Raw genomic sequence first — 22,795 nt, forward strand, 5'->3', positions numbered from 1 at the left:
TGTTTTTAGCATGTCCGTGTTATGATTAGACTTGAATTTTCAGTAGTTAGTTGAAGGAGAGATTGGAATGAAAGTCGCTGTATTATATGGTGGAGTGTCAGGAGAACGAGAAGTATCCCTCACGAGCGGACAAGGAATGATTGAAGCGTTAACAGAGCGAGGCCATGAGGTCACGGCAATCGACTTTCATCCGGAAAGGGCGAGTGATTTGTTGACATTAGATGTCGACGTCGTCATCAGCGCGTTACATGGAAAGTATGGAGAGGACGGTCGCGTACAATCACTGCTTGAAATGGCGGGGATCCCGTATACCGGATCAGGAGTCTTGGCATCTGCCCTTGCAATGGACAAGGCGAGAGCGAAAATCATTTTTGCGGCATCTGGCATCCGTGTCGCACGCGATGTGTTGATCGAATCGACTGATTTGATTGATGCAAAAGTGAGTGAATGGGGCGATGAGTTCCCGTGTGTCGTTAAACCGGCACAAGAAGGGTCATCAAACGGACTGACGATTGCCATGGACGAAGCGATGTTACGTGAAGGGATCGACAAGGCGTTTGCCTGCGATTCAGCCGTACTGGTCGAGCAGTACATCAAAGGAAAAGAATTGACAGTGCCCGTCATCGGGAACTTTGGGAAAGAAGAGGCGCTCCCAGTTATTGAAATCATTCCAAAAAATGAGTTTTACGACTATGAGTCGAAGTATACAGAAGGTGGTTCGATTCATGTCTGTCCGGCAGAGATTTCAACTGACTTGACGGAAGAGGTTCAGCAGGCGGCAGTCATGGCACACCGCGCACTCGGTTGTTCTGGATATTCGCGTTCCGACTTCCTCGTTTCAGAATCAGGAAAAGCCTACATTCTAGAAACAAACACGTTACCAGGGATGACACCACTCAGCTTATTCCCCGATAGTGCAAAAGCAGCGGGGATTTCTTATGGTGAGCTATTAGAGCGCTTCATTGAGCTCGCACTTGAACGTGAGTCGAAATAAGACAGGTATAGGAATACACACTAAAAGAAAACGCTTTCATTATTTTTGTAAAACCCTTTCAAATTGAACGCGTATCGGCTATACTTTTAAACGAATACGAGGTTAATTCTTGGGGGAGAATTGACAATTTAGGGGAGGAAACCTTCATGATTACGGATCAAGAAAAAGGTCATCAAAAACGAAAAAACATCTTGGAATCGACACAAGAAGTGATTCACGAAGCTTTAGATAAACTCGGCTATCCAGATGAGATGTACGAGTTGTTAAAAGAACCGCTTCGCATGCTGACCGTTCGGATCCCTGTTCGCATGGACGATGGCTCAACAAAGATTTTCACAGGCTATCGCGCTCAACATAATGATGCGGTCGGACCGACAAAAGGGGGAATTCGGTTCCACCCAAGCGTAACGGAGGTAGAAGTAAAAGCATTATCCGTTTGGATGAGCTTAAAAGCAGGAATCGTCGACTTACCTTACGGTGGAGGGAAAGGTGGAATCGTCTGTGACCCACGCGAAATGAGTTTCCGTGAGATTGAGCGGTTGAGCCGTGGTTACGTTCGCGCCATCAGTCAGATTGTTGGACCGACGAAAGATATTCCAGCACCAGACGTGTTCACGAACTCGCAAATCATGGCATGGATGATGGATGAGTATAGTCGAATCGATGAATTCAACTCACCTGGATTCATTACTGGTAAGCCACTTGTCCTCGGGGGTTCTCATGGTCGTGAGACAGCAACGGCAAAAGGTGTGGCCATCATGATTCGAGAAGCGGCACTCCGTCGTGGTATTGAACTCAAAGGGGCACGCGTCGTTGTTCAAGGTTTCGGGAACGCAGGTAGCTTCCTTTCGAAATTCATGCACGATGCCGGAGCGAAAGTAATTGCTGTCAGTGATGCTTACGGTGCCATCCATGATGAGAACGGTCTTGATATCCCTTACTTGTTAGATCGTCGTGATTCATTCGGTACGATTTCGACATTGTTTAAAAATACGATCTCAAATAAAGAGATGCTAGAACTCGACTGTGACATTCTCGTACCTGCTGCAATCGAGAACCAAATCACAGAAGACAATGCGGACGCGATTAAAGCATCGATCGTGGTCGAAGCGGCAAACGGTCCAACGACGAATGAAGCGACAAAAATCTTAACCGAGCGTGGGATTCTCCTCGTGCCGGACGTGTTGGCATCTAGTGGTGGTGTCACGGTGTCGTATTTTGAATGGGTACAGAATAACCAAGGTTACTATTGGACGGAAGAAGAAGTCGAGGAAAAACTCGAGAAAGTACTCGTCCATTCCTTCAATACCGTATACAATACGTCATCAGCACGAAAAGTCGATATGCGTCTCGCCGCCTATATGGTCGGCGTACGTAAGATGGCGGAAGCATCTCGTTTCCGTGGATGGGTATAATCAAAAAGTTCGGTCAACATCTGTTGACCGAACTTTTTTTATACGTTAATTCGATTTGCGATCGTATCAGCAATTGCCTTCCCATGGAAGCGTCCGTTTTCGATAAAAATCTTATTGGCATCGTTTCCTGCTGCCACCACGCCTGCGATGAACAGATGTTCCACGTTCGTTTCGAACGTTTCTTCATCATATGAAGGAATTCCACTCTCTTCATCAACGAGAATGCCCGCGTCCTCGAATAAATGATGGTCCGGTTGATAACCGGTCATCGCGAACACGTGGTCAGCGTAGATATGTTTTTCTTCACCTTGTTGACGATAGTAGACGCCATCTTCCGTGATTCGTTCAATCGTCGCCTCGAATTCCATGCGAACTTTTTCATGTCGAACGAGCGAATCGAAGTTTGGGAGAACCCATGGCTTGACGGAAGGGCTATACGAATCGCCGCGATAAAGCACCGTCACATAAGCGCCCGCTTTCTCTAGTTCGATTGCCGCATCGACTGCAGAGTTCTTTCCTCCGATAATGGTGACATGTTGTTTGAAATAAGGGTGCGCCTCATTGAAATAGTGATGCACGTGAGGCAGGGATTCGCCTGGTACATCGAGTAGTCGAGGGCGTCCATAATATCCTGTGGCTAAAATCACGTAGTCAGCTTCACGAGTCGTCACCCCACGTCGTTCGTGTCTAGATGTCACAGTAAATCGTCCATTAATTTTTTCCACTGATTCGACAGTCTCGAATGGATGGACGTTCAAACCGGTCCGTGATACGACTTCTCGATAATAGACAAGGGCATCTTGGCGCCGGGGTTTTAAGTCTTTACAGATGAACGGAATGTCTCCGATTTCTAAAAGCGTGGCAGATGAAAAGAACGTTTGGTGTGTCGGATATCGATAGATGGCATCGACAATGTTTCCCCGTTCGATCACGGTACAAGATACACCAATCTTCTCTAGTTCGATGGCGGCCGAAAGACCACACGGGCCAGCCCCAACGATAATCGCTTGTTTATTCACTATTAAATCACCTCTTTGCTCATTGTAGGAAAGGGAGCGCGTGAGCGCAAGGTTATTGCTGGAAGCTAAAACTATGTTCTAACACCGATTGGCTCGAACCTGACTCGAGTTCGACTAAGAGGCGCAGACGGGCTTTTTGCGAATTTAAACCGTTCGAGAAAATGATGCCCATCTCTTTCAACTGTTTACCGCCACCGTCATATCCATAAACATCCTGAACGATTCCATTAAAGCAACGACTGACGATGACCACAGGGATTTCATCGACTAGGTGTTTGAGCGCCGACAAAAGGGTAGGAGGAACATTTCCTTGACCCAGCACTTCAAGTACGAGTCCGTCGTATCCGAGTGCAATCACCGACTCGAGCAAATCAGGTTCCATTCCCGCTACAACTTTTAGGACGGCAACGCGTTTTGAGATGGATGGAATCATTTTTGGTTGTCTGTTTGTCGGTTGACTATAGATGAGCACGTGGTCCTTTGTGACCATACCCACATTTCCGAAATGGACCGACTTGAACGTATCGACCGACGAGGTATGTGTTTTTGTGACGTTAAACGCCGAGTGGATTTCACCGTTAAATACGACGAGCACACCTTTGCCACGAGCTGCCTCGCTTTTTGCGACACGTAGGGCAGTGATTAAATTGAATTCTCCGTCTGAACCTACCTCGTTCGAGGATCGCATTGCGCCTGTCAGAACGATTGGTACCGGCGCCCCAAGTGTGATTTGTAAGAAATAAGCGGTCTCTTCAAGCGTATCGGTCCCATGTGTGATAACGACCCCATCATACGTGTCTTGTGTCAGTTCTCGTTGGATGAAATGCGCCAATTCAAGCATCTTCTCAGGAGTCATATGGGGCGAGGGGATGTTCGAAAAATGCTTCGTTGTGATGTGGGCGATGTCCGTCGCCTTCGGTAGTGTCGCATCAATAGGGTTGACGTCACTCGGTTCGACGTGACCTGTTCCGGACTGTGACATGGCGATTGTACCGCCCGTGTGGATTAATAATAAATGGTTCATATGTGTCCTCCTCATTATTTTTGTGGAAATTACCATTTTCTAGGGGTTCTACACTTTTTCTTTCGAGCAATTCAGTGTATGCTAGTGGAAGAAAGGAGAGATGCATGATGATCGCAATCGCCTTGTCTGCGGTTGCCCCGGGGCTTGCCCTTCTTTCCTACTTCTATCTTCGACATGAATTGGAGGCGGAACCGCTCGGATATGTGATTCGTTCTTTCGTGGCCGGCGCAGTTCTCGTGTTCCCCATCATGTTTATCCAATATGCCTTCGTTGAAGAAGGTGTTCTTACCGGACCGTTTTGGGGGGCGTATGTCGCCACTGCTTTACTCGAAGAGTTTTTTAAATGGTTTATGATTTATTATACAATATATATACATAAAGTCTTTGATGATTACTACGACGGGATTCTCTATGCGGTCGCCTGCTCATTAGGCTTTGCGACATTAGAGAATTTTTTATACTTATGGGTGTACGATTCATTAGAAATTGCGATTTGGCGTGCAATCTTGCCTGTGAGCGGACACGCCTTGTTCGCGGTCGTGATGGGGTATTGTTTAGGGCGGGCAAAGCATTCGGCACGAGAGAGAGTATGGCTGTTCATGGCCATTCTATCTGCGACAATCATTCACGGTACGTTCGATTTGATTTTGATTCTCGAGCCGGAGAACAAGCTACCTGCCGTTCTATATATCGTCATTTTATGGATGGTTGCTCTGCTACTAGTGCGAGCGGCCAACCTGTCCAATCGTCGTCAATTTAAATAAAGGGGAAGAGAACGTATGTTAAAAGAAGGTCAAGAATTAAGAATTGAAGTAGAAGGCCGCGCAGAGGGGAAGACGAAAATCGCTGCAATCGTTGATCAAGTCGTGTGGATTGAATCACCAAGTGATATGACAACACTTAAGACATTCTTTTTACACGAAGAGGAAGAAATACGGGTTTACTTCTTCCAAGGAGACAATCAATTGTTTGCTTTCGACACGAAAGTTGCGAAACGGATCAGTGATGCCCAAATGACGATTCGATATGCGTTTAACCTGCCGGACGAGAAAAAAATTAAACGTATTCAGCGTCGTGAATATTTACGTGTTCCTGAAATGATTGACGTGACCGTGCTCGCGGCTGACGGTGAAGGGTTCGAGTCGTTTGAAACGACGTCATTAGACGTTTCTGCAGGTGGAATGAAAATTATTGCGAACCGTGCGCCGGTTGAAGTGGATGAGTCACTCATCGTTGTTTTCCGAATTGAAAATGAACAAGGAACGCCTCAACTCTTTCGCGTAAAGAGTCGCCTCGTACGTATCCATAAGCAGGAAATGAAGCAGGAACTCTCGCTAGCCTTTGAAGATTTGACGCCGCGCGATCAAGAGACGATTTTACGTTACTGTTTCCGCGTCCAGCTCGAAGCTCGAAAGCGGACAGGGTCTATATTTTCTTCAAGATAAAAAACTGTTATGATGTTCTCGGGATTATTGACCGAGAGGAGGAGGGTATCGGGAACACTCGATACCCGTTTTGTATGAAAAAATCATTACAAATTGCATTAGATGGACCGGCTGGTGCCGGGAAAAGTACGATTGCCAAGTCGCTTGCGAAACAATTAGGATATGTCTATATCGATACGGGTGCGATTTATCGTGCGGTGACCTATCGCGCCTTGCGTGAAGGGATTGCGCTCGAAGATGGACCGGCTCTAGCGGACATGATTGCAAAGATGTCACTGCGACTCGTGCCATCTGAAGCAGGACAACGCGTATTTGATGGTGATGAAGAAGTGACAGATGTCATTCGTTCAAGTGAAGTGACGAACAACGTCAGTTTTGTCGCTCGACAACCGGAAGTGCGGGATGCCTTGATGGACCTACAACGTGATTTGGCGAAAGAGGGCGGGGTCGTCATGGACGGACGCGATATCGGTACGCATGTCTTGCCGAATGCGGACTTGAAGGTATTTATGACTGCTTCTGTTGAAGAACGTGCTCGTCGTCGCCATGAGGAAAATGTTTCAAAAGGGATACCGAGTGATTATGACCGATTGAAAGAAGAAATCGCTCTCCGTGACAAGCGTGATTCCGAGCGGGAGGTCGCACCCCTTCGCCAAGCTGAGGATGCGCACTTCCTGGATACGACGACACTATCGATTGATGGGGTTGTTCGGGCGATTGAACAATTCATTAAAGAGGTGAAAGCATGAGCGAAACATTAAATAACGGACCGTTTGGCATGTACCGGATGGCGAGAGCCGTCGTAAATGGCATTCAGCGGGCATCGTTTCAAGTCGAGTTCATCGGACGAGAAAACGTTCCGATGGATGGGTCTATTCTTGTTTGTTCGAATCATCAGTCAAACTGGGACCCAGTTTTATTGGCTTGCGCGATCCCGAAACAACGTCCGCTTCGATTTTTTGCTAAACAAGAACTGTTTAACGTTCCGGTATTAAAACATATATTAAAGCGCGCGGGACAAATTCCCGTCTCACGGGGAGAAGGAGACCGGCAGGCACTTCGTGTCGTTCTTCAAAAGCTGAAAGAAGACGAGGTCATCTCCATTTTTCCTGAAGGAACGCGTTCAAAAGATGGCACGCTCGGGAAGGCGCAGGCTGGAGTTGGATTCTTCGCAATGCGTTCGAATGCGCATATCCTACCGATTGCCATCATCGGGAAATATAAGTTTCGCGCAAAACTACGTGTCGTCATCGGCAAGCCGATCGACTTGTCAGAACTGAAAGAACGTAAGGCGAGCGCGCAAGAAGCAGCCGACTTAATTATGAATACGATTGCCGACCTTTACTTAAACCATTCATTCACGAAGTGAAAAACGGATTGTGAAATTGAGGTTTAAACTTCTTTCAATAGAGGTACAATCTTCATAACGCCTTGACAAAATCTCGGAATTATAAGAGATTTATACTAGGTGTAAGCGCCTTTGGCGCTCCTTTTTGTACTCATCGTGAGGGGGTAGTGTTGGAATGGTCGAAGAAATGAAAGATATGCCTGATTTTGAAATTAATCGTGGTCAAATTGTGACCGGAACAGTCGTCAAAATCGAGGATAAGCAAGCGCTGATCGATATCGGTTATAAAACCGAAGCGATTTTGCCAATTAGCGAAGTATCAAGCATGCATCTAGACGATTTAAACGAATCACTCCAAGTGAACGACGAGATTCGTGTCAAAGTGAAAAAGGTCACGGACGAAGAAGTGGTCGTTTCGAAAAAAGACGTTGATGCCGAAGCAGCATGGGATCACATCGTTGAAAAATTCGAATCGGGTGAAGTGTTTGAAGTGATGGTGAAAGACAAGGTCAAAGGTGGTCTTGTCGTCGATATCGGAATTCGCGGATTCATCCCTGCGTCCCTTGTCGAAAGTCACTTCGTCGAGGACTTCTCGTCATATTTGAATAATCCAATTACCGTAAAAGTCGTCGAGATCGACCGTGAAAAAAATCGTGTCATCTTGTCACATAAAGCAGTTGTCGAAGCTGAGATGAGCGCCAAGAAATCAGAAACGCTCGAATCGCTCGAAGTCGGTCAAGTTATCGAAGGTACGGTTCAACGTTTGACAGATTTCGGTGCATTCGTCGATATCGGCGGAGTGGACGGTCTCGTTCACATTTCAGAGATGGCTCATAGTCGTGTCGAGAAGCCGAGTGATGTTGTCACTGAAGGCGACCGTGTCAAAGTGAAAGTACTTGGTCTTGACTTAGATAATGAAAAAGTAAAACTCTCGATTAAAGAGACGCAACCTGGTCCTTGGGAAACCATTGAAGGCAAGATTCAACCGGGGGATGTCATCGAAGGTACGGTCAAACGTCTCGTGACGTTTGGTGCGTTCGTTGAGGTTGCACCACAAGTGGAAGGCCTTCTTCATATCTCGCAAATCGCGAACCGTCATATCGCGACACCTTCTGAAGTCTTGACTGAAGGTCAAGAAGTGCAAGTGAAAGTGCTAGACGTTCATCTCGACGATAAGAAAATCTCATTGTCGATGCGTGCTCTCGAATCATCTGAACCGACTCGTCAAGATGATGACCAGGAGTTACTCGATGAATATAGCGACCAAGGAGGATTCTCTGTCTCTGAACTGACAGGCGATGACTCTTCGGATGACTCAAAATAAGATGATTGTTCAAGCGGGAGTCATGCTCCCGCTTCTTTTTGTATGGTCACTTAATTTTGCCTGTGATATGATAGGTGAGTTGCGTTTCGAAATGATGAAATGATGAAATTTTGATAGAAAGTTAGTGAGGTGTTGTTATGGGAATTCCAGCAGTGGCCATTGTTGGCCGTCCGAATATCGGAAAATCCACAATTTTTAACCGCATCATCGGAGATCGTGTGTCGATTGTCGATGATAAACCGGGTGTCACACGTGACCGTATTTACGGCACAGGAGAGTGGCTCAACCGTAAGTTCCATTTAATCGATACAGGTGGGATCGAAGTCGGAGACGAGCCGTTGCTCGTTCAAATGCGTCATCAGGCTGAACTCGCCATTGATGAAGCGGATGTCATCATCTTCATGGTGAATGGACGCGAAGGTATCACGGCAGCGGATGAAGAAGTAGCGAACTTATTGTTCCGTTCGAACAAACCAATCGTTCTTGCCGTCAACAAAGTCGATAACTTTGAAATGCGAGATCTCATGTACGAGTTTTATTCTCTCGGATTTGGTGACCCGTTCCCGATTTCAGGTACACACGGGTTAGGACTCGGTGACCTGCTCGACCAAGTATTCGAACTCGCTCCAGAAAAAGACGAGTACGAGTACAACGAAGATGTCATTCAGTTCTCGTTGATTGGGCGCCCGAACGTCGGGAAGTCAAGTTTGACGAACTCAATCCTTGGTGAAGACCGTGTCATCGTTTCCAATATCGCCGGTACGACTCGCGATGCGATTGATACACCGTTCACACGTGACGGACAAGAGTACGTCATCATCGATACGGCCGGTATGCGTAAACGTGGGAAAGTATACGAATCAACAGAACGTTATAGTGTCATGCGTGCCCAAAAGGCGATTGAGCGATCAAACGTCGTCCTCGTCGTCCTCGACGGAGAAGAAGGGATCATCGAGCAGGACAAACGTGTCGCCGGTCTTGCACATGAAGCCGGGAAGGCGATTGTAATCGTGGTCAACAAATGGGATGCCGTCGAAAAAGATGATAAAACGATGAAAAAGATGGAAGAGAAGATTCGTCAAGAATTCTTATTCCTCGACTATGCACCGATTGTCTTCTTGTCAGCGCTCACGTCGAAACGCTTACAGACATTGTTGCCTGTCATCAAGCAAGTGGCAGAAACACATCGTCGTCGTATCTCGACAAGCGTGTTGAACGATGTCATCGTCGATGCGGTCGCAATGAACCCGACACCGACGGATAAAGGACAACGATTGAAGATCAACTACGCGACTCAAGTTGCCATCGAGCCGCCGACATTCGTCTTATTCGTCAACGACCCTGAGTTGTTGCACTTCTCTTATAAACGTTATTTGGAAAATCAAATCCGTAAAGCATTTGACTTCACCGGGACACCGATTCACATCGTGGCTCGTCAGAAAAACTAATAACGGGGGTGCCACTTATGGCAAACGTAGCAGTCATCGGAGCGGGAAGCTGGGGAACGGCCATCTCGCTCGTGTTAGCGGACAATGGTCATGATGTCCTGCTCTACGGACGTGAGCAAGAACATGTGGATGAAATCAACTCGTTGCATACGAACTCGTTGTATTTGAAGGATGCGCCGTTACCTGAATCGATTCGAGCGACGACGAACTTGAAAGAGGCGTTAGACGGTCGAAGCATCGTGTTTCTCGTCGTCCCGAGTTCGGCAATCCGTCCGGTCTCAAAAGAATTGAATACGTTGTTGACGAAACCCGTCACGATTGTTCATGCCGCAAAGGGAATCGAACCGAAAACGCATAAGCGCCTTTCGGAAATCATTGCCGAAGAGATTGAACCTGCGAAACGTCGAGCGATCGGTGTGTTGACAGGACCAACTCATGCGGAGGAAGTCGCGGTTCGAAAACCGACGACCATTACAATCGCATGTGAGGATCTCGATGTGGCGGATGAAGTGCAGGAACTGCTCACAAACGACCAGTTCCGTGTGTACTTGAACTCTGACGTTGTTGGGGCCGAGTACGGTGGAGCACTAAAAAACATCATCGCCTTAGCGGCAGGGATGACGGATGGTCTCGGTTATGGGGATAATGCGAAAGCTGCCCTCATGACACGTGGGATTGTCGAGATTGCTCGACTTGGCGTGAAGCTCGGCGCGAATCCAGCATCGTTCTCAGGGTTGACAGGAATCGGAGACCTCATTGTTACGGCAACGTCACAACATAGTCGAAACTGGCGAGCCGGAAATGCCATTGGGCGAGGAGAAAAGCTAGAAGACGTTCTCGGGAACATGGGAATGGTCGTCGAAGGAGTACGTGCCTGTGAAGCGGCGCACTCACTCGCGAAAGAGGCGGGTGTGGAGATGCCAATCACGGAAGCGCTCTATAACGTGCTATTTGAGGGCAAGAGTCCTCATGATGAAGTGAAGAAATTAATGAGACGCCCACAAAAGCATGAGATGGAACAAGTGTTTCATTTCGAAGAATAAGATAGGTCGAGAGAGGAACTGACGTTTTCGTTCAGTTCCTCGCTTTTTTTTGCTACACTTGAAGTCTGGAGAACATAGAGAAAGTAGGGGGATAGACGTGACACCGTCACTCATCAAAATGTGGATTTCATTCGCGGGGATTGGAGCTTTTGCCCTCGCTGCATTAATGGTCGCACTTAGTCATACGAAATTGAGCGGGTGGTTTGCAACACTCGTCAGACTGATTGCATTCATCATATTCTTGTTCGGGACTGTTGTTATGATTTTTGTCGTCGTCTCAGGGCCGACAGGAGGATAAACGTGATGAAAAAAATGATTGTTGCCATTAGTTTGACCATAACGACGCTTTTAGCCGGATGTATGTTCCCTGATTCAGAGCGTGCGAACAACATCCCATATGAGGATCAATTGAATACGGTACAAAGTGCGGTCAATGCCTATCGTGAACAATCTGGCGTCTTGCCGATTAAAACGAAGCCAGCGGAAACGCCTTTGATGGAACGCTACCCGATTGAATTTGCACGGCTTGTCCCAGGCTATTTGGCTGATCCACCTGGAAATAGTTTCGAAGGTGGCGGGTTATTCCAATATATTCTCGTTGACGTGGAGACAGATCCGACCGTGAAATTAATCGATTTGCGTGTATCTGAACGATTGCAACAACTACAAACGAATATCAATGCGTTTCGAGCGAAAGAAGGAAAGTTCCCATTCGACGGTTCGATTGGGAAAAACCAGTTCACGCTCGACTATGATAAAATTTTCGTCTCGGAAGAGCCGGTCATACCTAGCCCTTACTCTGACAGAGAACTTCCGATTTATGTAGACGGCACAGGACAACTATTTGTGGACTATCGGGAGGACGTGAAGGAAGCGCTTCAAAAGACGGACGAGACACCGGAAATCGGTGAAGACATTCGTTATTTACTGTATGAAGATGCCCCATTTGCCCCGGCTTACTCGCAAGGGTATACGATAGATGAACAAGGAGAAGTCGTTTTTTTAAACAACTGAACTCGTTTTAATAGTGAAAGTCGTGAAATCATGCAAAAAATGTTGTCATATCAACGTTTGTACGATATGATTAATCCCGTAAACTCCCTGTGAGAGGAGGTGAATCGTGATGAACAAAACTGAATTGATCCAAGCTGTTACTGAGAAAGCCGATGTTTCTAAAAAAGAAGCAACGAAAATCGTAGAAGCTACGTTTGAATCAATCACTGAAGCACTCCAAAACGGTGAGAAAATTCAATTGATCGGTTTTGGTACTTTTGAAGTTCGTGAGCGTGCTGCCCGTAAAGGTCGTAACCCACGTACAAAAGAAGATATCGAAATCCCAGCGAGCAAAGTTCCTGCATTCAAAGCAGGTAAAGCGCTCAAAGATGCGGTCAAGTAATCTGCAATACATAAGTCGCCGAGAGGCGGCTTTTTTGTTGGGTTTACGAGTTCGAATGACGTGAATGTGACAAAAATGTGCTATACTATGTCAGAATGACAATGAAGTGGACGAGGGGGGATAGCATGGAACAGTTGACAAATGAATTCGTTGTCACAGACCTTGCTCGTCAAATCGAACAACGTATGAATCATCCTTATTTGACGAAACACGAAATTGTACCAGCGGTCGATTTTTTGTTGCTTCGTTGGATGGTTGAGATGATTGATTTGGAATCGATTGAGCATCGACAACTCGTGATGGCAACGTATTTCGCACATCAAGCGCTCGAATTACACGATCAAGTGAACAGTAGTCCGAAAGGTTCTTTAGCGCGACAATTAAAAGTGCTCGCTGGCGATTTTGCCTCGGCTCAGTTTTATAAAATTTTGACTGGATTTCCATCGTCATATAGTAATCGATTTGGACAGTCTGTACAACGGGTCAATGCGGCAAAATGTACGTTACTACTCGAGACGAACGTTCCGATGAACGTCTGGCTCGAAGCGAACATCGGATTGATTCAAACGCTTGCCGAATTGCTTGAACGGCCATATTTGACAACGAGCGGGAAACGACTGATTGAACAGAAAGCGACGGCGCTTAGACAAGATCAAAAAGAGCAACTCACGACATTGCTTGCGCATGCGGTCGCTTAGAACGGAAAGGATGTTACGCGTTGCAACCGATAGAAAAAGAGCAAAAAGTATATGAAGTATTTCAATCTATTTCTCCGAGCTACGATACGATGAACTCGATTATCAGCTTCCGACTTCACAAATGGTGGCGTCGGACGACGATGAAAAAAATGAACGTCTTTCCGGGGGCCAAATGTTTAGACGTTTGTTGTGGGACCGCCGACTGGACGATTCAATTGGCGGAAGCTGCAGGGAACACGGGTGTCGTGAAGGGGCTCGACTTTTCAGAGAATATGTTAAAAGTGGGAGAAGAAAAAGTTAAATCGCTACCGAACGTTGAATTACTACACGGAAACGCGATGGCTTTGCCGTTTGGTGACAATTCATTTGATTATGTCACGATTGGGTTTGGACTTCGAAACGTCCCGGACTACATGACGGTATTGCGCGAGATGCATCGCGTCTTGAAACCAGGGGGCACGGTCGTGTGTCTTGAAACGAGTCAACCGACGGCACCTGTCTTCAAAGAGTTGTATCGGTTCTATTTCGGGACGGTTATGCCGTTATTCGGAAAAGTGTTCGCAGGCTCATATGATCAGTACAAATGGCTTCAAGAATCGACTGATCAATTTCCAGACCGTTTGACTTTGAAGCGTATGTTTGAAGATGCCGGGTTTGAACAAGTCGAAGTGAAGACATTCTCCGCTGGTGCATGTGCCATGCATCTAGGAAAGAAGTGGTGAATCATGTCTTTGAAGCGACTTTATCGTCATATGAACCGAGAGATTGATCAAATTGATCAATTTTTATCTACTCGAGTCAGGACGGACCACCCTGTCATCGAGTCAGCATCGCGTCAACTACTCGATGCTGGTGGAAAACGTATCCGACCAGCCTTTGTCCTATTGAGTGCAGGATTCGGTGAGACGAAAGATATCCGTTTGACGAAAGTTGCCTCAAGTCTTGAACTGATTCATATGGCATCACTCGTCCATGACGATGTGATTGATGATGCGATTCTCCGTCGCGGCAAACCGACCGTGATGGAGCGATATGATGAAACGGTGGCGATGTATACGGGAAATACGTTGTTCGGTGAGGCGATTCGTCTCGTGTCTGAGATTGAGTCACCAGAAGTGATGCGCATCATGTCGGATACGATGGAGCGGATCTGTGTCGGTGAAATTAATCAAATCCAAGATCAATATGAGTGGGGACAGTCACCAAAGCGTTATTTGGACCGAATTGCCCGGAAAACCGCCCTGTTGATAGAGACGAGTTGTGCAGCAGGTGCCGTCATTTCAGGCGCATCTCCGTCTGTTGTAAAGCAATTAAGCTTATTCGGGTATGATATCGGCATGGCCTTTCAAATGACAGATGATTTACTCGACTTCACAGCAAAAAGTTTTCAACTTGGAAAGCCGGTCGGTGAAGATTTGAAGCACGGTCATAAGACGTTGCCTCTCTTATACTCCGCAGAGGACCCCCGCTTTTATGAACGTCTTCGCCAAGTCAATGTCTCGACAGACCCTGAATTGACGAAGTCTCTCGTACGAGAAGTACAGCGAAATGGGGCACTTGAGCGTAGCCAACGAACGATTGATCGCTACGTGGAACGTGCCATCCGCCGATTAGACGGTTTGCCAGATCATCCCGATAAACGCTCGTTGATTGAAATTGCACAATATATCGGAAAGCGGAAATGGTAAATGCCTGATGTAACCCCTTTCAAAAATGTGTCGGACCGTGTACACTTAATACGTACATCGTACACATTTATTGACTTAGGGGGATTTGGGGAATGGAAAAGACATTTTTAATGGTTAAACCTGATGGGGTAAAACGCGGATTGATTGGGGAAATCATCTCACGTTTTGAAAACAAAGGATATACGTTGAACCGTCTCGAAATGGTGACACCGACAGTTGAGGTCGCAGAGGCACACTACGCAGAGCATAAAGAAAAGCCGTTCTTTGGTGAATTGGTCGAGTTTTTGACTTCTGGTCCGGTCGTCGCGATGGAATGGGAAGGTGAGGACATCGTGGCCGTCTCTCGTCTGATGATTGGGAAGACAAAGCCAGTCGATGCTCAACCAGGAACCATTCGCGGTGATTTTGCATCGACAATGTCACAAAACGTGATTCATGGTTCTGATAGTGTGGAAAGCGCAGAACGCGAACTTGGACTTTGGTTCGCAAAAGTGGCCTCACACGTTTCATGACTTTTCGAGGGACGGGGAAACCTGTCCCTTTTTCGTTCCTTTGGAAATGTCTTCGGTCACTTGAAAGATGAAATGAGAAAGAATTGAGGTTGAAATTGGTGATGAATGATTATGCCATCTTTGTAAAAAAGTTTTATATCAAGTCGGGCATTGACTTGAACTTATATAAAGAGGCGCAGATGAAGCGCCGTATGGTCGCCTTGCGTGAGAAAAAAGGGTACGCATCGTTTTTAGAGTATTTGAAAGCGATGGATACGAATCGTGAGTTGTATGAAGAGTTTTTGGATCGGATGACGATCAACGTCAGTGAGTTTTACCGAAACCCGATTCGATGGCAACAACTTGAAGAAGATATCCTTCCACATTTGATTCGAACGAGCCAAGGGAAACTACGCGTTTGGAGCGCAGCTTGTTCAACAGGGGAAGAGCCCTACTCGCTCGCCATGTTGCTGTCGAAACATTTAGCCCCGTCTCAATTCTCTATCATGGCGACAGACCTAGATGATGTTGTGATCGAAAAAGCGAAACAAGGAAAGTATCATGAACGGGCGCTGATCGATTTACCTGAAGAGTTTCAAAAGCGCTACTTCACGCGTCGTGGAGATGACTATTTCATTTCAGATGAGATCAAGCAATTGGTGACGTTTAAAAAACACAATCTGTTAGCGGACGTGTATGAGCGTAACTTTGACTTGATCGTGTGTCGCAATGTCTTGATCTACTTCACGGAAGAAGCAAAAGAAAAAGTATACACATCTTTCCAACGGGCGCTGCGTCCAGGAGGAATGCTATTTGTAGGTGGGACAGAACAGATTTTCCAACCGAAGCGTTACGGCTATGCGATGAAGCAAAGTTTCTTTTATGAAAAAATAGATGGATGAGGTGAATGGATGCGTTATTTGACAGCTGGTGAATCACATGGTCCCGGTCTGACGGTCATTATTGAAGGTGCCCCTGCCGGCCTGACAGTAGATTTAAACCAAATCAACTTGGAGTTGAAGAAACGTCAGTCGGGATACGGGCGCGGACGACGCATGCAAATTGAATCGGACGAGGTCGCTGTTCGCTCGGGGATCCGACACGGAAAGACGACCGGTGCCCCGATTACATTTTGGATTGAAAATAAAGACCACACACATTGGAAACATGTGATGCAAGCAGAACCTATTACGGATGATATGGAAGTGAAGCGCCGCATCTCACGCCCGAGACCGGGGCACGCTGACCTCGTCGGTGGACTGAAGTATGGACACCGTGACTTACGTGACGTGTTGGAGCGTTCGAGCGCAAGAGAAACGGCTGCACGAGTAGCCGTCGGTGCCTTTTGTAAACAACTCCTTCAACAATTGGGTATGTCTTTATTCAGTTACGTGAAAGTGATTGGCGGGGAGAAAGCAGAAGTGAAGACGGTACAGTCAATCGAGGAAGCACGACAACTTGTCGATACGTCTCCGGTCCGTACCCTTGACTCCGATGCGGAACAGAGAATGATGCAAAAAATTGATGAAGCGAAAGCGAACGGTGACTCGATTGGTGGAATCGTCTGTACGGAAGTGCACGGTGTCATTCCGGGTCTCGGTTCTTACGTGCAGTACGATCGGAAGCTAGATGCGAAGATTGCGCAGGCCGTCATGAGTGTGAACGCGTTTAAAGGGGTCGAGTTTGGAGACGGATTCGACATGGCCTACCGACCAGGTTCGCAAGTGATGGATCCGATCGCCTATGAAGAGAATGGTTACACACGACTCAGTAATCATCTTGGAGGGTTTGAAGGTGGTATGACGACGGGCATGCCAATCGTCTGTTCAGCGGTCATGAAACCGATTCCGACACTTTACAAACCGCTACAGTCGGTCGACATCGATACAAAAGAGGCGTTTCTCGCTCAAATCGAACGCAGTGACTCTTGTGCCGTACCGGCAGCGTCGCTCGTCGTGGAAGCGGTCATCGCCTTTGAGATGGCGAAAGAAGTGTGTGAAACGTTCGGGCAGGACACAATGGAACGAATCAAACACCGTGTGGAGGAATACCGAGAGGAGCTACGTGTATGGTGACCATTCCGATTGCAGCATCGACTCCATATGACGTCATCGTCGACAACCAAGATCGTTGGATAGAAACATTCGATTGGTCTTATTATCCGACGATTTGGGTCGTCACAGACGAACAGGTGGATGCTCTCTACGGTTCATCATTTCGAAATCAATTATGTGCCGTTCATCCGCACGTCATTTGGTCCGTCGTCGAGGCGGGAGATGCTTCTAAATCCATCACACATCTTGAGCATCTTGTATCGGAAGGGCTGCGTCATGGTTGCGACCGTCAATCGCTCATCGTCGCTTTTGGTGGCGGGATGATTGGCGATTTAGCTGGGTTCTTAGCGAGTGTCTATATGCGCGGTGTCTCTTACATACAGGTTCCGACGACAATTTTAGCCCATGATTCTGCCGTTGGTGGAAAAGTAGCCGTCAATCATCCGCTCGCCAAAAATGCAATCGGTTCATTTTACCAACCGATTGGTGTGTACTACAATGTGTCTCGACTCGCTTCCTTACCGGTTCAAGAAGTCCGGAGTGGTCTCGGGGAATTGATCAAACATGCGTATTTGTCACGTCACGTCCTCGAATCCTCGTTCGAGGACGAATTGTTTTCAGCCTTGACCGAACGGGATGAGTTGGATTGGGTCACATGGCTCGCCAAAGGGATCCGAGTGAAACAAGCCATCGTCGAAGCGGATGAACGAGAACAAGGGATCCGGGCATGGCTTAATTTTGGGCATACGTTCGGACACGCCCTCGAGTCAATCGAAGCGTATCGTATCCCGCATGGGGAGTGCGTCTTACATGGGATGGTCTTTGCTTTCTTACTATCCAATGATGAGACACGTGCGAAGCGATTATTTGATTGGATGCGTTTGAATGAGGTCACCGCAATCGATTGGAAACCGTTCGATCATTATGTGGAAAAAATGATTCGGGATAAAAAGAATCGAAATGGGATCATCCGTTTCGTGTTAATACGCGACTCCATTTCAGTGGAGGCGATTCAGCTCGCTGATATGCAATATACGTTTGAACAGATGAAGGGATGGTGGACAAGTTGAGTCTGAACGGTTCGATCCGAGTGCCAAGTGATAAATCAATCACTCACCGGGCACTCTTGTTTGGAATGATGTCGTCCGGTACGACATATGTAAAAAATCCGCTTCTTGGCGCCGATTGTCGTTCAACTCTTGAAGTGATCCGACGTTTAGGGGCAGAAGTAGTGGAACAAGATGATGAACTGATCATCAAAGGGATTGAGACGCCGCATTCAGCCACTCTAGACTGCGGAAACTCTGGGACGACGATGCGCCTACTCATCGGCATCTTATCCGGCTATACCGGTTCGTTTGAACTCGTAGGCGACGCATCGCTGTCTAAGCGTCCGATGCGCCGCGTCACGTCCCCGCTTCTTGAGATGGGTGCGCACGTGAAAGGAGAAGTGGCACCACTTGTGATCGAGGGGACATCGTTAAAGGCGATCGACTATACGTTACCGATTGCGAGTGCTCAAGTGAAGTCGGCCATTCTTCTCGCCGGATTACGTGCCTCAGGAACAACGATTGTTCGGGAACCTATGTTGTCCCGTGACCATACCGAACGGATGTTACCGCTTTTTGGCGCAGAGCTATCGATCTCAGAAGAAGAAGGGCAACGCGTCATACGTGTCGAACCTTCGCGGTTGACTGGGACGACGGTCGATGTACCGGCAGACCCATCGTCAGCAGCATTCTTTTGGGCAGGAGCGGCCATCATACCCGATAGTCTGGTTACGACGACAGACGTTTGTTTAAATGAGACTCGAATCGGATTTTTACGTACGCTCGAGCGGATGGGAGCATTGATCACCATTTCAAATGAACGTTCCGTCGGTAAAGAGCGAATCGGGGATGTCACTGTGAGAACGAGTGAACTGTCCGGGACGGTCATCGAAGGAGAAATGGTTCCTTCGCAAATTGACGAATTGCCACTGTTCGCACTCGTCGCATCACAAGCATCAACGCCATCTGTCGTGAAAGATGCGGCGGAACTACGTGTGAAAGAGACCGACCGTATCGATTCGGTCGTCACTGAACTGCGAAAACTAGGTGTCGATATCGTTGGAACGGATGACGGGTTTATCGTAAAACCGAGTCGATTGCATGGAGGAGATGTCACCACTTATGGAGATCACCGCTTGTCGATGATGCTTCAGATTGCTGAGCTGATGACTGATGATGTTGTCCATATTGAAGACATGGAAGCGTCCGAAGTGAGTTATCCTCGATTCCGTCTCGATTTACAACGAATCCAACGTAAGATAGAATAACGACAAACCGATGGCCAGGAGGATGGAACATGCTAGATGAATCAGCACTAACACATATCATCGAGATGCTTGAGTCAGGAGAGACCGAGCATGCGCTCGTACACATAGAAGAACTCGAAAAAGAAGGATCGGACGATGATCGATTAGCCATCGCAGACCTTTATTTAGAGCTTGGACTTGCTGACCGGGCAACCGAGGTGCTTTCGAAATTGTACGTTGATTACGAGGGTGATCCGAATGTTGCGTTGTCGCTCGCGGAAGCATATTTAGACAGCAATCGCGAAGAAGAAGCGATTGCCGTACTTGAAAAAATCAATTCAGATGATGCGGAGACACAAGTGAGAAGTCTTGTACTATTAGCGGATTTATATCAATCGCAGGGATTAGATGAAGTGGCCGTCAAAAAGCTGATGGAAGCACTCGAAAAAAATCCCGATGAACCGTTACTCATCTATGGATTGGCTGAATTATATGCGTCGACGGGTTCTTTCGAACAAGCCATTCCTCTCTACGCGCGACTTCCAAAAATGAATCTACCGTCCGAGATCGATTATCAGGCCGATTATGCGGAAGCCCTCACGATGGTCGGTTCATTCGAAGAAGCGCTTGAGGAGTATGAAAAAGCGAAGCATCGAGATTTAAATACCGTCTTCGGTCATGCGATGACGGCACATCGAATCGGTCGAGAGGAAGTCGCCATCAAGCAGTTCAAAGAACTTCAAGCGATGGACCCGGATTTTACATCCCTCTACCTTCCTTACACAGAATCGCTTGACGCGATCGGTCAAACGGATGAAGCACTTGAAATGATTGACCAAGGAATCACGCGAGATGATTACAATGATGAACTTCGTCATGTCAAAGCAAGACTGCTCCTTAAACTCGGTAATCGAGAAGGAGCCATTAAAGAATTGCGTGAAGCGCTCGTCTTGAACCCAGAATCGTTACAAGCAACTGAACTGTTGTTGTCGATTTTATTCGAAGCAGGAGAACTAGATGATGTTCTCGAAACCATTGATGCACTCGAAGATCATACGACCTCACCGCTTATGACCTGGTACAAGGCGAAAGCAAAATATGAACTCGAAGAATATGATGATGCGGTCAATCTATATGCCTCAATCGAGCCGATGATGAAAGAGGACGTGTCATTTGTGACAGAATGGGCTACACTGTTGATAGAGGAAGGTCGTCGACAAGATGCACGCCGAGTCGTAGAGCAATCGCTTGCACTAGTAATCGATCTAGAAGATCGCCAAGTGCTCGAAGATCAGCTCGAACAATTGTCTGATGACGTAGAATGATAATGGGAAGGGAATGAGGTCAGATGGTCGAGCGGAAACGGAATTTTTTAAAGCGATTCGTCGCTCATCATACACTTCGGAAACGTGAAGCGAAGTGGATTCTTGACTATTGGTTGAGACATCCTGAAAAACTCGGAAATGTGCACTTCGTGACAAACGCTTCCGTATCACCGAGAAGTCTCGTCATGACGGCATACGGGTTTGATGGTGAACCGTTCCGATACCGTCGGGGAGACCTTGTGACCATGAATCCTGAAAAGGCATATCATGACATCCGTCTACACGATGGCCCGATTTATGTGGAATTAAACTTCCAAGGAATGATGATTGACGAAAACTGGATCGATATCGTGGAGCAAAATCCATTCGAGCCTACAGCGGAAGTGAAAGATGAGGTTTCCTCTTCTGCGCAAACGGTCATTCAAGCTTCTGTTGCCCAGTTCGAAGAAGAGCGGTTATTGATTGAAATTGACAAAGCACTAGATCGTCGGGATGAAAATTTATTTCGTAACTTGACGAGCCGACTTCATCAAGTTCGTTCATCTAAATTATTTTAAAAAAAACAAGCGCTTCCGTTCCGGTAGGCGCTTGTTTTTTGGTATATTAATAACGTAGGAATACACAATTATTTCACAGTTCGTTCATAAGTTTGAAACGTGAACGAAGTCATGTACGCTACAATAGACATGATGAGATATGAAGGAGAGGAGGGAAAAGATGAGGTTCGATAGTCAAGGGGCACTCCGCTCGATTGCCGAAAGACAATACGTCGATACGCTCATCGTTCCGCTCGCAGAATTGGCGTTTGGTGAGGATATGGTTCGCAAAGCTGAAGGTTATGAAGTGATCCAAGCCGTCACGGCCGAAACAGAACGTCAATTATCTGGTCGAACGATGCTCAGCCCGACGATCAGTTACACCGATGTGGAAGCTGGTGTGGAATTGGCGCAGGATGTAGTGGCAAAAGCAGATTCATCTGGATTTTCTCACGTTTTATTTATTGCGTCAGACGTCCGTTTTAAATCGTTTGATTTGCCAATTTTGTTCGTACCGCCACTTGCGCTCGGATCGATGTCGAGCGATCAGGCGCATACGATGGTTCAAAATTTTGCGACACAAGTCATCACGGAACTTTCGAGCCGTTGGATGGCGACATGAAGCGGTTGACGTAGAGGTTTTATTGATATACTATTTTGTTGAGTGAGAAATTTTTGTGAAGAATGCATAAAGAATTATGGGGTTATGCACACGAATGAGGGGGGAACGAAATGGCTCAAAATGGGTCAAAAGTCACGCGCCGTCAGTTCTTAACGTACACACTGACTGGAGTAGGTGGCTTTATGGCGGCAACATTGATCAGTCCGATGGTCAACTTTGCGATCGATCCGGTTTTGAAAAAATCAGGAGCGGGCGACAAAGTAAAAGTAATGAGTCTTGATGACATCACGACTGAGCCGCAACGTGTCGACTTTAAGAAACAAACACAAGATGCATGGTACGAATTTGAAGAAACACTCTCTGCATGGGTGTACAAAACGGATAGTGGCGAGATTGTTGCCTTGTCTCCAATCTGTACACACCTAGGATGCCAAGTATCATATGGAGCAGACCCGACTCGTCCGAACGAGTATTTCTGCCCATGTCACTTTGGCCGTTATGAAAAAGACGGAACAAACATTCCAGGTACGCCTCCTACGGCACCACTTGCACGTTACGAAAAAGAAGAAAAAGACGGCTTCCTTTATTTGGGTAGCCCGATTTCACAGAAGTGAGAGGGGGACTAGTCG

At 47.0% G+C, this 22,795-nt stretch carries 26 protein-coding genes; 24 read left to right on the forward strand and 2 right to left on the reverse strand.

Features of this window, described 5'->3' with window-relative positions; genetic code table 11:
• Positions 1-67 precede the first annotated feature (67 nt).
• Complete coding sequence (locus KNO66_RS02820) at positions 68-994, forward strand: D-alanine--D-alanine ligase (protein WP_214740221.1); 927 nt, start codon at positions 68-70, stop codon at positions 992-994.
• A 146-nt stretch (positions 995-1,140) separates the two neighbouring features.
• Positions 1,141-2,409 (forward strand): Glu/Leu/Phe/Val family dehydrogenase, encoded by a 1,269-nt coding sequence (locus tag KNO66_RS02825; protein ID WP_214740223.1) that lies wholly within the window; start codon positions 1,141-1,143, stop codon positions 2,407-2,409.
• Positions 2,410-2,447: 38 nt separating this feature from the next.
• On the opposite strand, the gene KNO66_RS02830 is transcribed toward KNO66_RS02825, so the two are convergent.
• Together KNO66_RS02830 and KNO66_RS02835 are read right to left on the reverse strand one after the other, a co-directional pair.
• Positions 2,448-3,431, reverse strand: coding sequence for a YpdA family putative bacillithiol disulfide reductase (locus KNO66_RS02830; protein WP_214742363.1), 984 nt, complete (start codon positions 3,429-3,431; stop codon positions 2,448-2,450).
• Positions 3,432-3,480: 49 nt separating this feature from the next.
• On the reverse strand, positions 3,481-4,452 hold the full coding sequence (locus KNO66_RS02835; protein WP_214740225.1) for an asparaginase: 972 nt from the start codon (positions 4,450-4,452) through the stop codon (positions 3,481-3,483).
• 107 nt (positions 4,453-4,559) lie between these two features.
• Between KNO66_RS02835 and prsW the strand changes: the two genes are divergently transcribed.
• From prsW to KNO66_RS02945, 22 genes are all read left to right on the forward strand, one after another.
• Positions 4,560-5,216, forward strand: a complete 657-nt coding sequence (gene prsW, locus KNO66_RS02840; protein ID WP_214740227.1) for a glutamic-type intramembrane protease PrsW — start codon at positions 4,560-4,562, stop codon at positions 5,214-5,216.
• Positions 5,217-5,231: 15 nt separating this feature from the next.
• Positions 5,232-5,897 carry a flagellar brake protein gene (locus tag KNO66_RS02845; RefSeq protein WP_214740234.1) on the forward strand — a complete coding sequence of 222 codons (666 nt, stop codon included), beginning with the start codon at positions 5,232-5,234 and terminating at the stop codon, positions 5,895-5,897.
• Positions 5,898-5,971: 74 nt separating this feature from the next.
• A complete protein-coding gene (gene cmk, locus KNO66_RS02850) occupies positions 5,972-6,646 on the forward strand; it encodes a (d)CMP kinase (RefSeq protein ID WP_214740236.1) in 675 nt (224 codons plus the stop codon).
• Entirely contained in the window at positions 6,643-7,266 is a 624-nt protein-coding gene (locus tag KNO66_RS02855) for a lysophospholipid acyltransferase family protein (RefSeq protein ID WP_214740238.1), read from the forward strand. Before cmk ends, KNO66_RS02855 begins: the two co-directional genes overlap by 4 nt.
• Before the next feature lie 154 nt (positions 7,267-7,420).
• Positions 7,421-8,569, forward strand: a complete 1,149-nt coding sequence (rpsA, locus tag KNO66_RS02860) for a 30S ribosomal protein S1 (RefSeq protein WP_214740240.1) — start codon at positions 7,421-7,423, stop codon at positions 8,567-8,569.
• A 137-nt stretch (positions 8,570-8,706) separates the two neighbouring features.
• Positions 8,707-10,017: a ribosome biogenesis GTPase Der gene (der, locus tag KNO66_RS02865; RefSeq protein WP_214740241.1), complete on the forward strand. Its 1,311-nt coding sequence runs from the start codon at positions 8,707-8,709 to the stop codon at positions 10,015-10,017.
• Between the two features lie 17 nt (positions 10,018-10,034).
• The gene (locus tag KNO66_RS02870) at positions 10,035-11,060 is read left to right on the forward strand and encodes an NAD(P)H-dependent glycerol-3-phosphate dehydrogenase (RefSeq protein ID WP_214740243.1); all 1,026 of its coding nucleotides are present in this window, start codon (positions 10,035-10,037) and stop codon (positions 11,058-11,060) included.
• Between the two features lie 97 nt (positions 11,061-11,157).
• Complete coding sequence (locus KNO66_RS02875; protein ID WP_214740245.1) at positions 11,158-11,358, forward strand: DUF2768 domain-containing protein; 201 nt, start codon at positions 11,158-11,160, stop codon at positions 11,356-11,358.
• Positions 11,359-11,363: 5 nt separating this feature from the next.
• Positions 11,364-12,074: a hypothetical protein gene (locus KNO66_RS02880; RefSeq protein ID WP_214740247.1), complete on the forward strand. Its 711-nt coding sequence runs from the start codon at positions 11,364-11,366 to the stop codon at positions 12,072-12,074.
• A gap of 109 nt (positions 12,075-12,183) precedes the next feature.
• Complete coding sequence (locus KNO66_RS02885) at positions 12,184-12,456, forward strand: HU family DNA-binding protein (RefSeq protein WP_015881465.1); 273 nt, start codon at positions 12,184-12,186, stop codon at positions 12,454-12,456.
• A gap of 125 nt (positions 12,457-12,581) precedes the next feature.
• Positions 12,582-13,154: a heptaprenyl diphosphate synthase component 1 gene (locus tag KNO66_RS02890; protein WP_214740249.1), complete on the forward strand. Its 573-nt coding sequence runs from the start codon at positions 12,582-12,584 to the stop codon at positions 13,152-13,154.
• Between the two features lie 20 nt (positions 13,155-13,174).
• Positions 13,175-13,876: a demethylmenaquinone methyltransferase gene (locus KNO66_RS02895; protein WP_214740251.1), complete on the forward strand. Its 702-nt coding sequence runs from the start codon at positions 13,175-13,177 to the stop codon at positions 13,874-13,876.
• Between the two features lie 3 nt (positions 13,877-13,879).
• On the forward strand, positions 13,880-14,842 hold the full coding sequence (locus KNO66_RS02900; protein WP_214740253.1) for a polyprenyl synthetase family protein: 963 nt from the start codon (positions 13,880-13,882) through the stop codon (positions 14,840-14,842).
• A 92-nt stretch (positions 14,843-14,934) separates the two neighbouring features.
• Complete coding sequence (gene ndk, locus KNO66_RS02905; RefSeq protein WP_214740255.1) at positions 14,935-15,354, forward strand: nucleoside-diphosphate kinase; 420 nt, start codon at positions 14,935-14,937, stop codon at positions 15,352-15,354.
• 101 nt (positions 15,355-15,455) lie between these two features.
• Complete coding sequence (locus tag KNO66_RS02910) at positions 15,456-16,235, forward strand: CheR family methyltransferase (protein ID WP_214740257.1); 780 nt, start codon at positions 15,456-15,458, stop codon at positions 16,233-16,235.
• A gap of 9 nt (positions 16,236-16,244) precedes the next feature.
• The gene (gene aroC, locus KNO66_RS02915) at positions 16,245-17,408 is read left to right on the forward strand and encodes a chorismate synthase (RefSeq protein ID WP_214740259.1); all 1,164 of its coding nucleotides are present in this window, start codon (positions 16,245-16,247) and stop codon (positions 17,406-17,408) included.
• Positions 17,402-18,457 carry a 3-dehydroquinate synthase gene (locus KNO66_RS02920; protein WP_214740261.1) on the forward strand — a complete coding sequence of 352 codons (1,056 nt, stop codon included), beginning with the start codon at positions 17,402-17,404 and terminating at the stop codon, positions 18,455-18,457. Before aroC ends, KNO66_RS02920 begins: the two co-directional genes overlap by 7 nt.
• Entirely contained in the window at positions 18,442-19,704 is a 1,263-nt protein-coding gene (aroA, locus tag KNO66_RS02925; RefSeq protein ID WP_214740263.1) for a 3-phosphoshikimate 1-carboxyvinyltransferase, read from the forward strand. Before KNO66_RS02920 ends, aroA begins: the two co-directional genes overlap by 16 nt.
• A 29-nt stretch (positions 19,705-19,733) precedes the next feature.
• Entirely contained in the window at positions 19,734-21,008 is a 1,275-nt protein-coding gene (locus tag KNO66_RS02930; protein ID WP_214740265.1) for a tetratricopeptide repeat protein, read from the forward strand.
• A 23-nt stretch (positions 21,009-21,031) separates the two neighbouring features.
• A complete protein-coding gene (locus tag KNO66_RS02935; RefSeq protein ID WP_214740266.1) occupies positions 21,032-21,565 on the forward strand; it encodes a ReoY family proteolytic degradation factor in 534 nt (177 codons plus the stop codon).
• A 160-nt stretch (positions 21,566-21,725) separates the two neighbouring features.
• Positions 21,726-22,166 carry a DUF2487 family protein gene (locus tag KNO66_RS02940; protein WP_214740268.1) on the forward strand — a complete coding sequence of 147 codons (441 nt, stop codon included), beginning with the start codon at positions 21,726-21,728 and terminating at the stop codon, positions 22,164-22,166.
• Between the two features lie 110 nt (positions 22,167-22,276).
• The gene (locus KNO66_RS02945; RefSeq protein WP_214740270.1) at positions 22,277-22,780 is read left to right on the forward strand and encodes a QcrA and Rieske domain-containing protein; all 504 of its coding nucleotides are present in this window, start codon (positions 22,277-22,279) and stop codon (positions 22,778-22,780) included.
• Positions 22,781-22,795: the final 15 nt, after the last annotated feature.

Source organism: Exiguobacterium sp. s48, from assembly GCF_018617395.1.
Classification (GTDB): domain Bacteria; phylum Bacillota; class Bacilli; order Exiguobacteriales; family Exiguobacteriaceae; genus Exiguobacterium.

Bases quoted from the DNA above. Each gene is read 5' to 3' on its own strand.
- KNO66_RS02900 (WP_214740253.1), top strand. From the start codon at position 13,880: ATGTCTTTGAAGCGACTTTATCGTCATATGAACCGAGAGATTGATCAA.
- aroC (WP_214740259.1), top strand. From the start codon at position 16,245: ATGCGTTATTTGACAGCTGGTGAATCACATGGTCCCGGTCTGACGGTC.
- prsW (WP_214740227.1), top strand. From the start codon at position 4,560: ATGATCGCAATCGCCTTGTCTGCGGTTGCCCCGGGGCTTGCCCTTCTT.
- KNO66_RS02945 (WP_214740270.1), top strand. From the start codon at position 22,277: ATGGCTCAAAATGGGTCAAAAGTCACGCGCCGTCAGTTCTTAACGTAC.
- KNO66_RS02920 (WP_214740261.1), top strand. From the start codon at position 17,402: ATGGTGACCATTCCGATTGCAGCATCGACTCCATATGACGTCATCGTC.
- KNO66_RS02910 (WP_214740257.1), top strand. From the start codon at position 15,456: ATGAATGATTATGCCATCTTTGTAAAAAAGTTTTATATCAAGTCGGGC.
- aroA (WP_214740263.1), top strand. From the start codon at position 18,442: ATGGTGGACAAGTTGAGTCTGAACGGTTCGATCCGAGTGCCAAGTGAT.
- KNO66_RS02825 (WP_214740223.1), top strand. From the start codon at position 1,141: ATGATTACGGATCAAGAAAAAGGTCATCAAAAACGAAAAAACATCTTG.
- KNO66_RS02935 (WP_214740266.1), top strand. From the start codon at position 21,032: ATGGTCGAGCGGAAACGGAATTTTTTAAAGCGATTCGTCGCTCATCAT.
- der (WP_214740241.1), top strand. From the start codon at position 8,707: ATGGGAATTCCAGCAGTGGCCATTGTTGGCCGTCCGAATATCGGAAAA.
- KNO66_RS02880 (WP_214740247.1), top strand. From the start codon at position 11,364: ATGAAAAAAATGATTGTTGCCATTAGTTTGACCATAACGACGCTTTTA.
- KNO66_RS02870 (WP_214740243.1), top strand. From the start codon at position 10,035: ATGGCAAACGTAGCAGTCATCGGAGCGGGAAGCTGGGGAACGGCCATC.
- KNO66_RS02890 (WP_214740249.1), top strand. From the start codon at position 12,582: ATGGAACAGTTGACAAATGAATTCGTTGTCACAGACCTTGCTCGTCAA.
- KNO66_RS02855 (WP_214740238.1), top strand. From the start codon at position 6,643: ATGAGCGAAACATTAAATAACGGACCGTTTGGCATGTACCGGATGGCG.
- KNO66_RS02885 (WP_015881465.1), top strand. From the start codon at position 12,184: ATGAACAAAACTGAATTGATCCAAGCTGTTACTGAGAAAGCCGATGTT.
- KNO66_RS02835 (WP_214740225.1), bottom strand. From the start codon at position 4,452: ATGAACCATTTATTATTAATCCACACGGGCGGTACAATCGCCATGTCA.
- cmk (WP_214740236.1), top strand. From the start codon at position 5,972: ATGAAAAAATCATTACAAATTGCATTAGATGGACCGGCTGGTGCCGGG.
- KNO66_RS02845 (WP_214740234.1), top strand. From the start codon at position 5,232: ATGTTAAAAGAAGGTCAAGAATTAAGAATTGAAGTAGAAGGCCGCGCA.
- rpsA (WP_214740240.1), top strand. From the start codon at position 7,421: ATGGTCGAAGAAATGAAAGATATGCCTGATTTTGAAATTAATCGTGGT.
- KNO66_RS02940 (WP_214740268.1), top strand. From the start codon at position 21,726: ATGAGGTTCGATAGTCAAGGGGCACTCCGCTCGATTGCCGAAAGACAA.
- KNO66_RS02930 (WP_214740265.1), top strand. From the start codon at position 19,734: ATGCTAGATGAATCAGCACTAACACATATCATCGAGATGCTTGAGTCA.
- ndk (WP_214740255.1), top strand. From the start codon at position 14,935: ATGGAAAAGACATTTTTAATGGTTAAACCTGATGGGGTAAAACGCGGA.
- KNO66_RS02820 (WP_214740221.1), top strand. From the start codon at position 68: ATGAAAGTCGCTGTATTATATGGTGGAGTGTCAGGAGAACGAGAAGTA.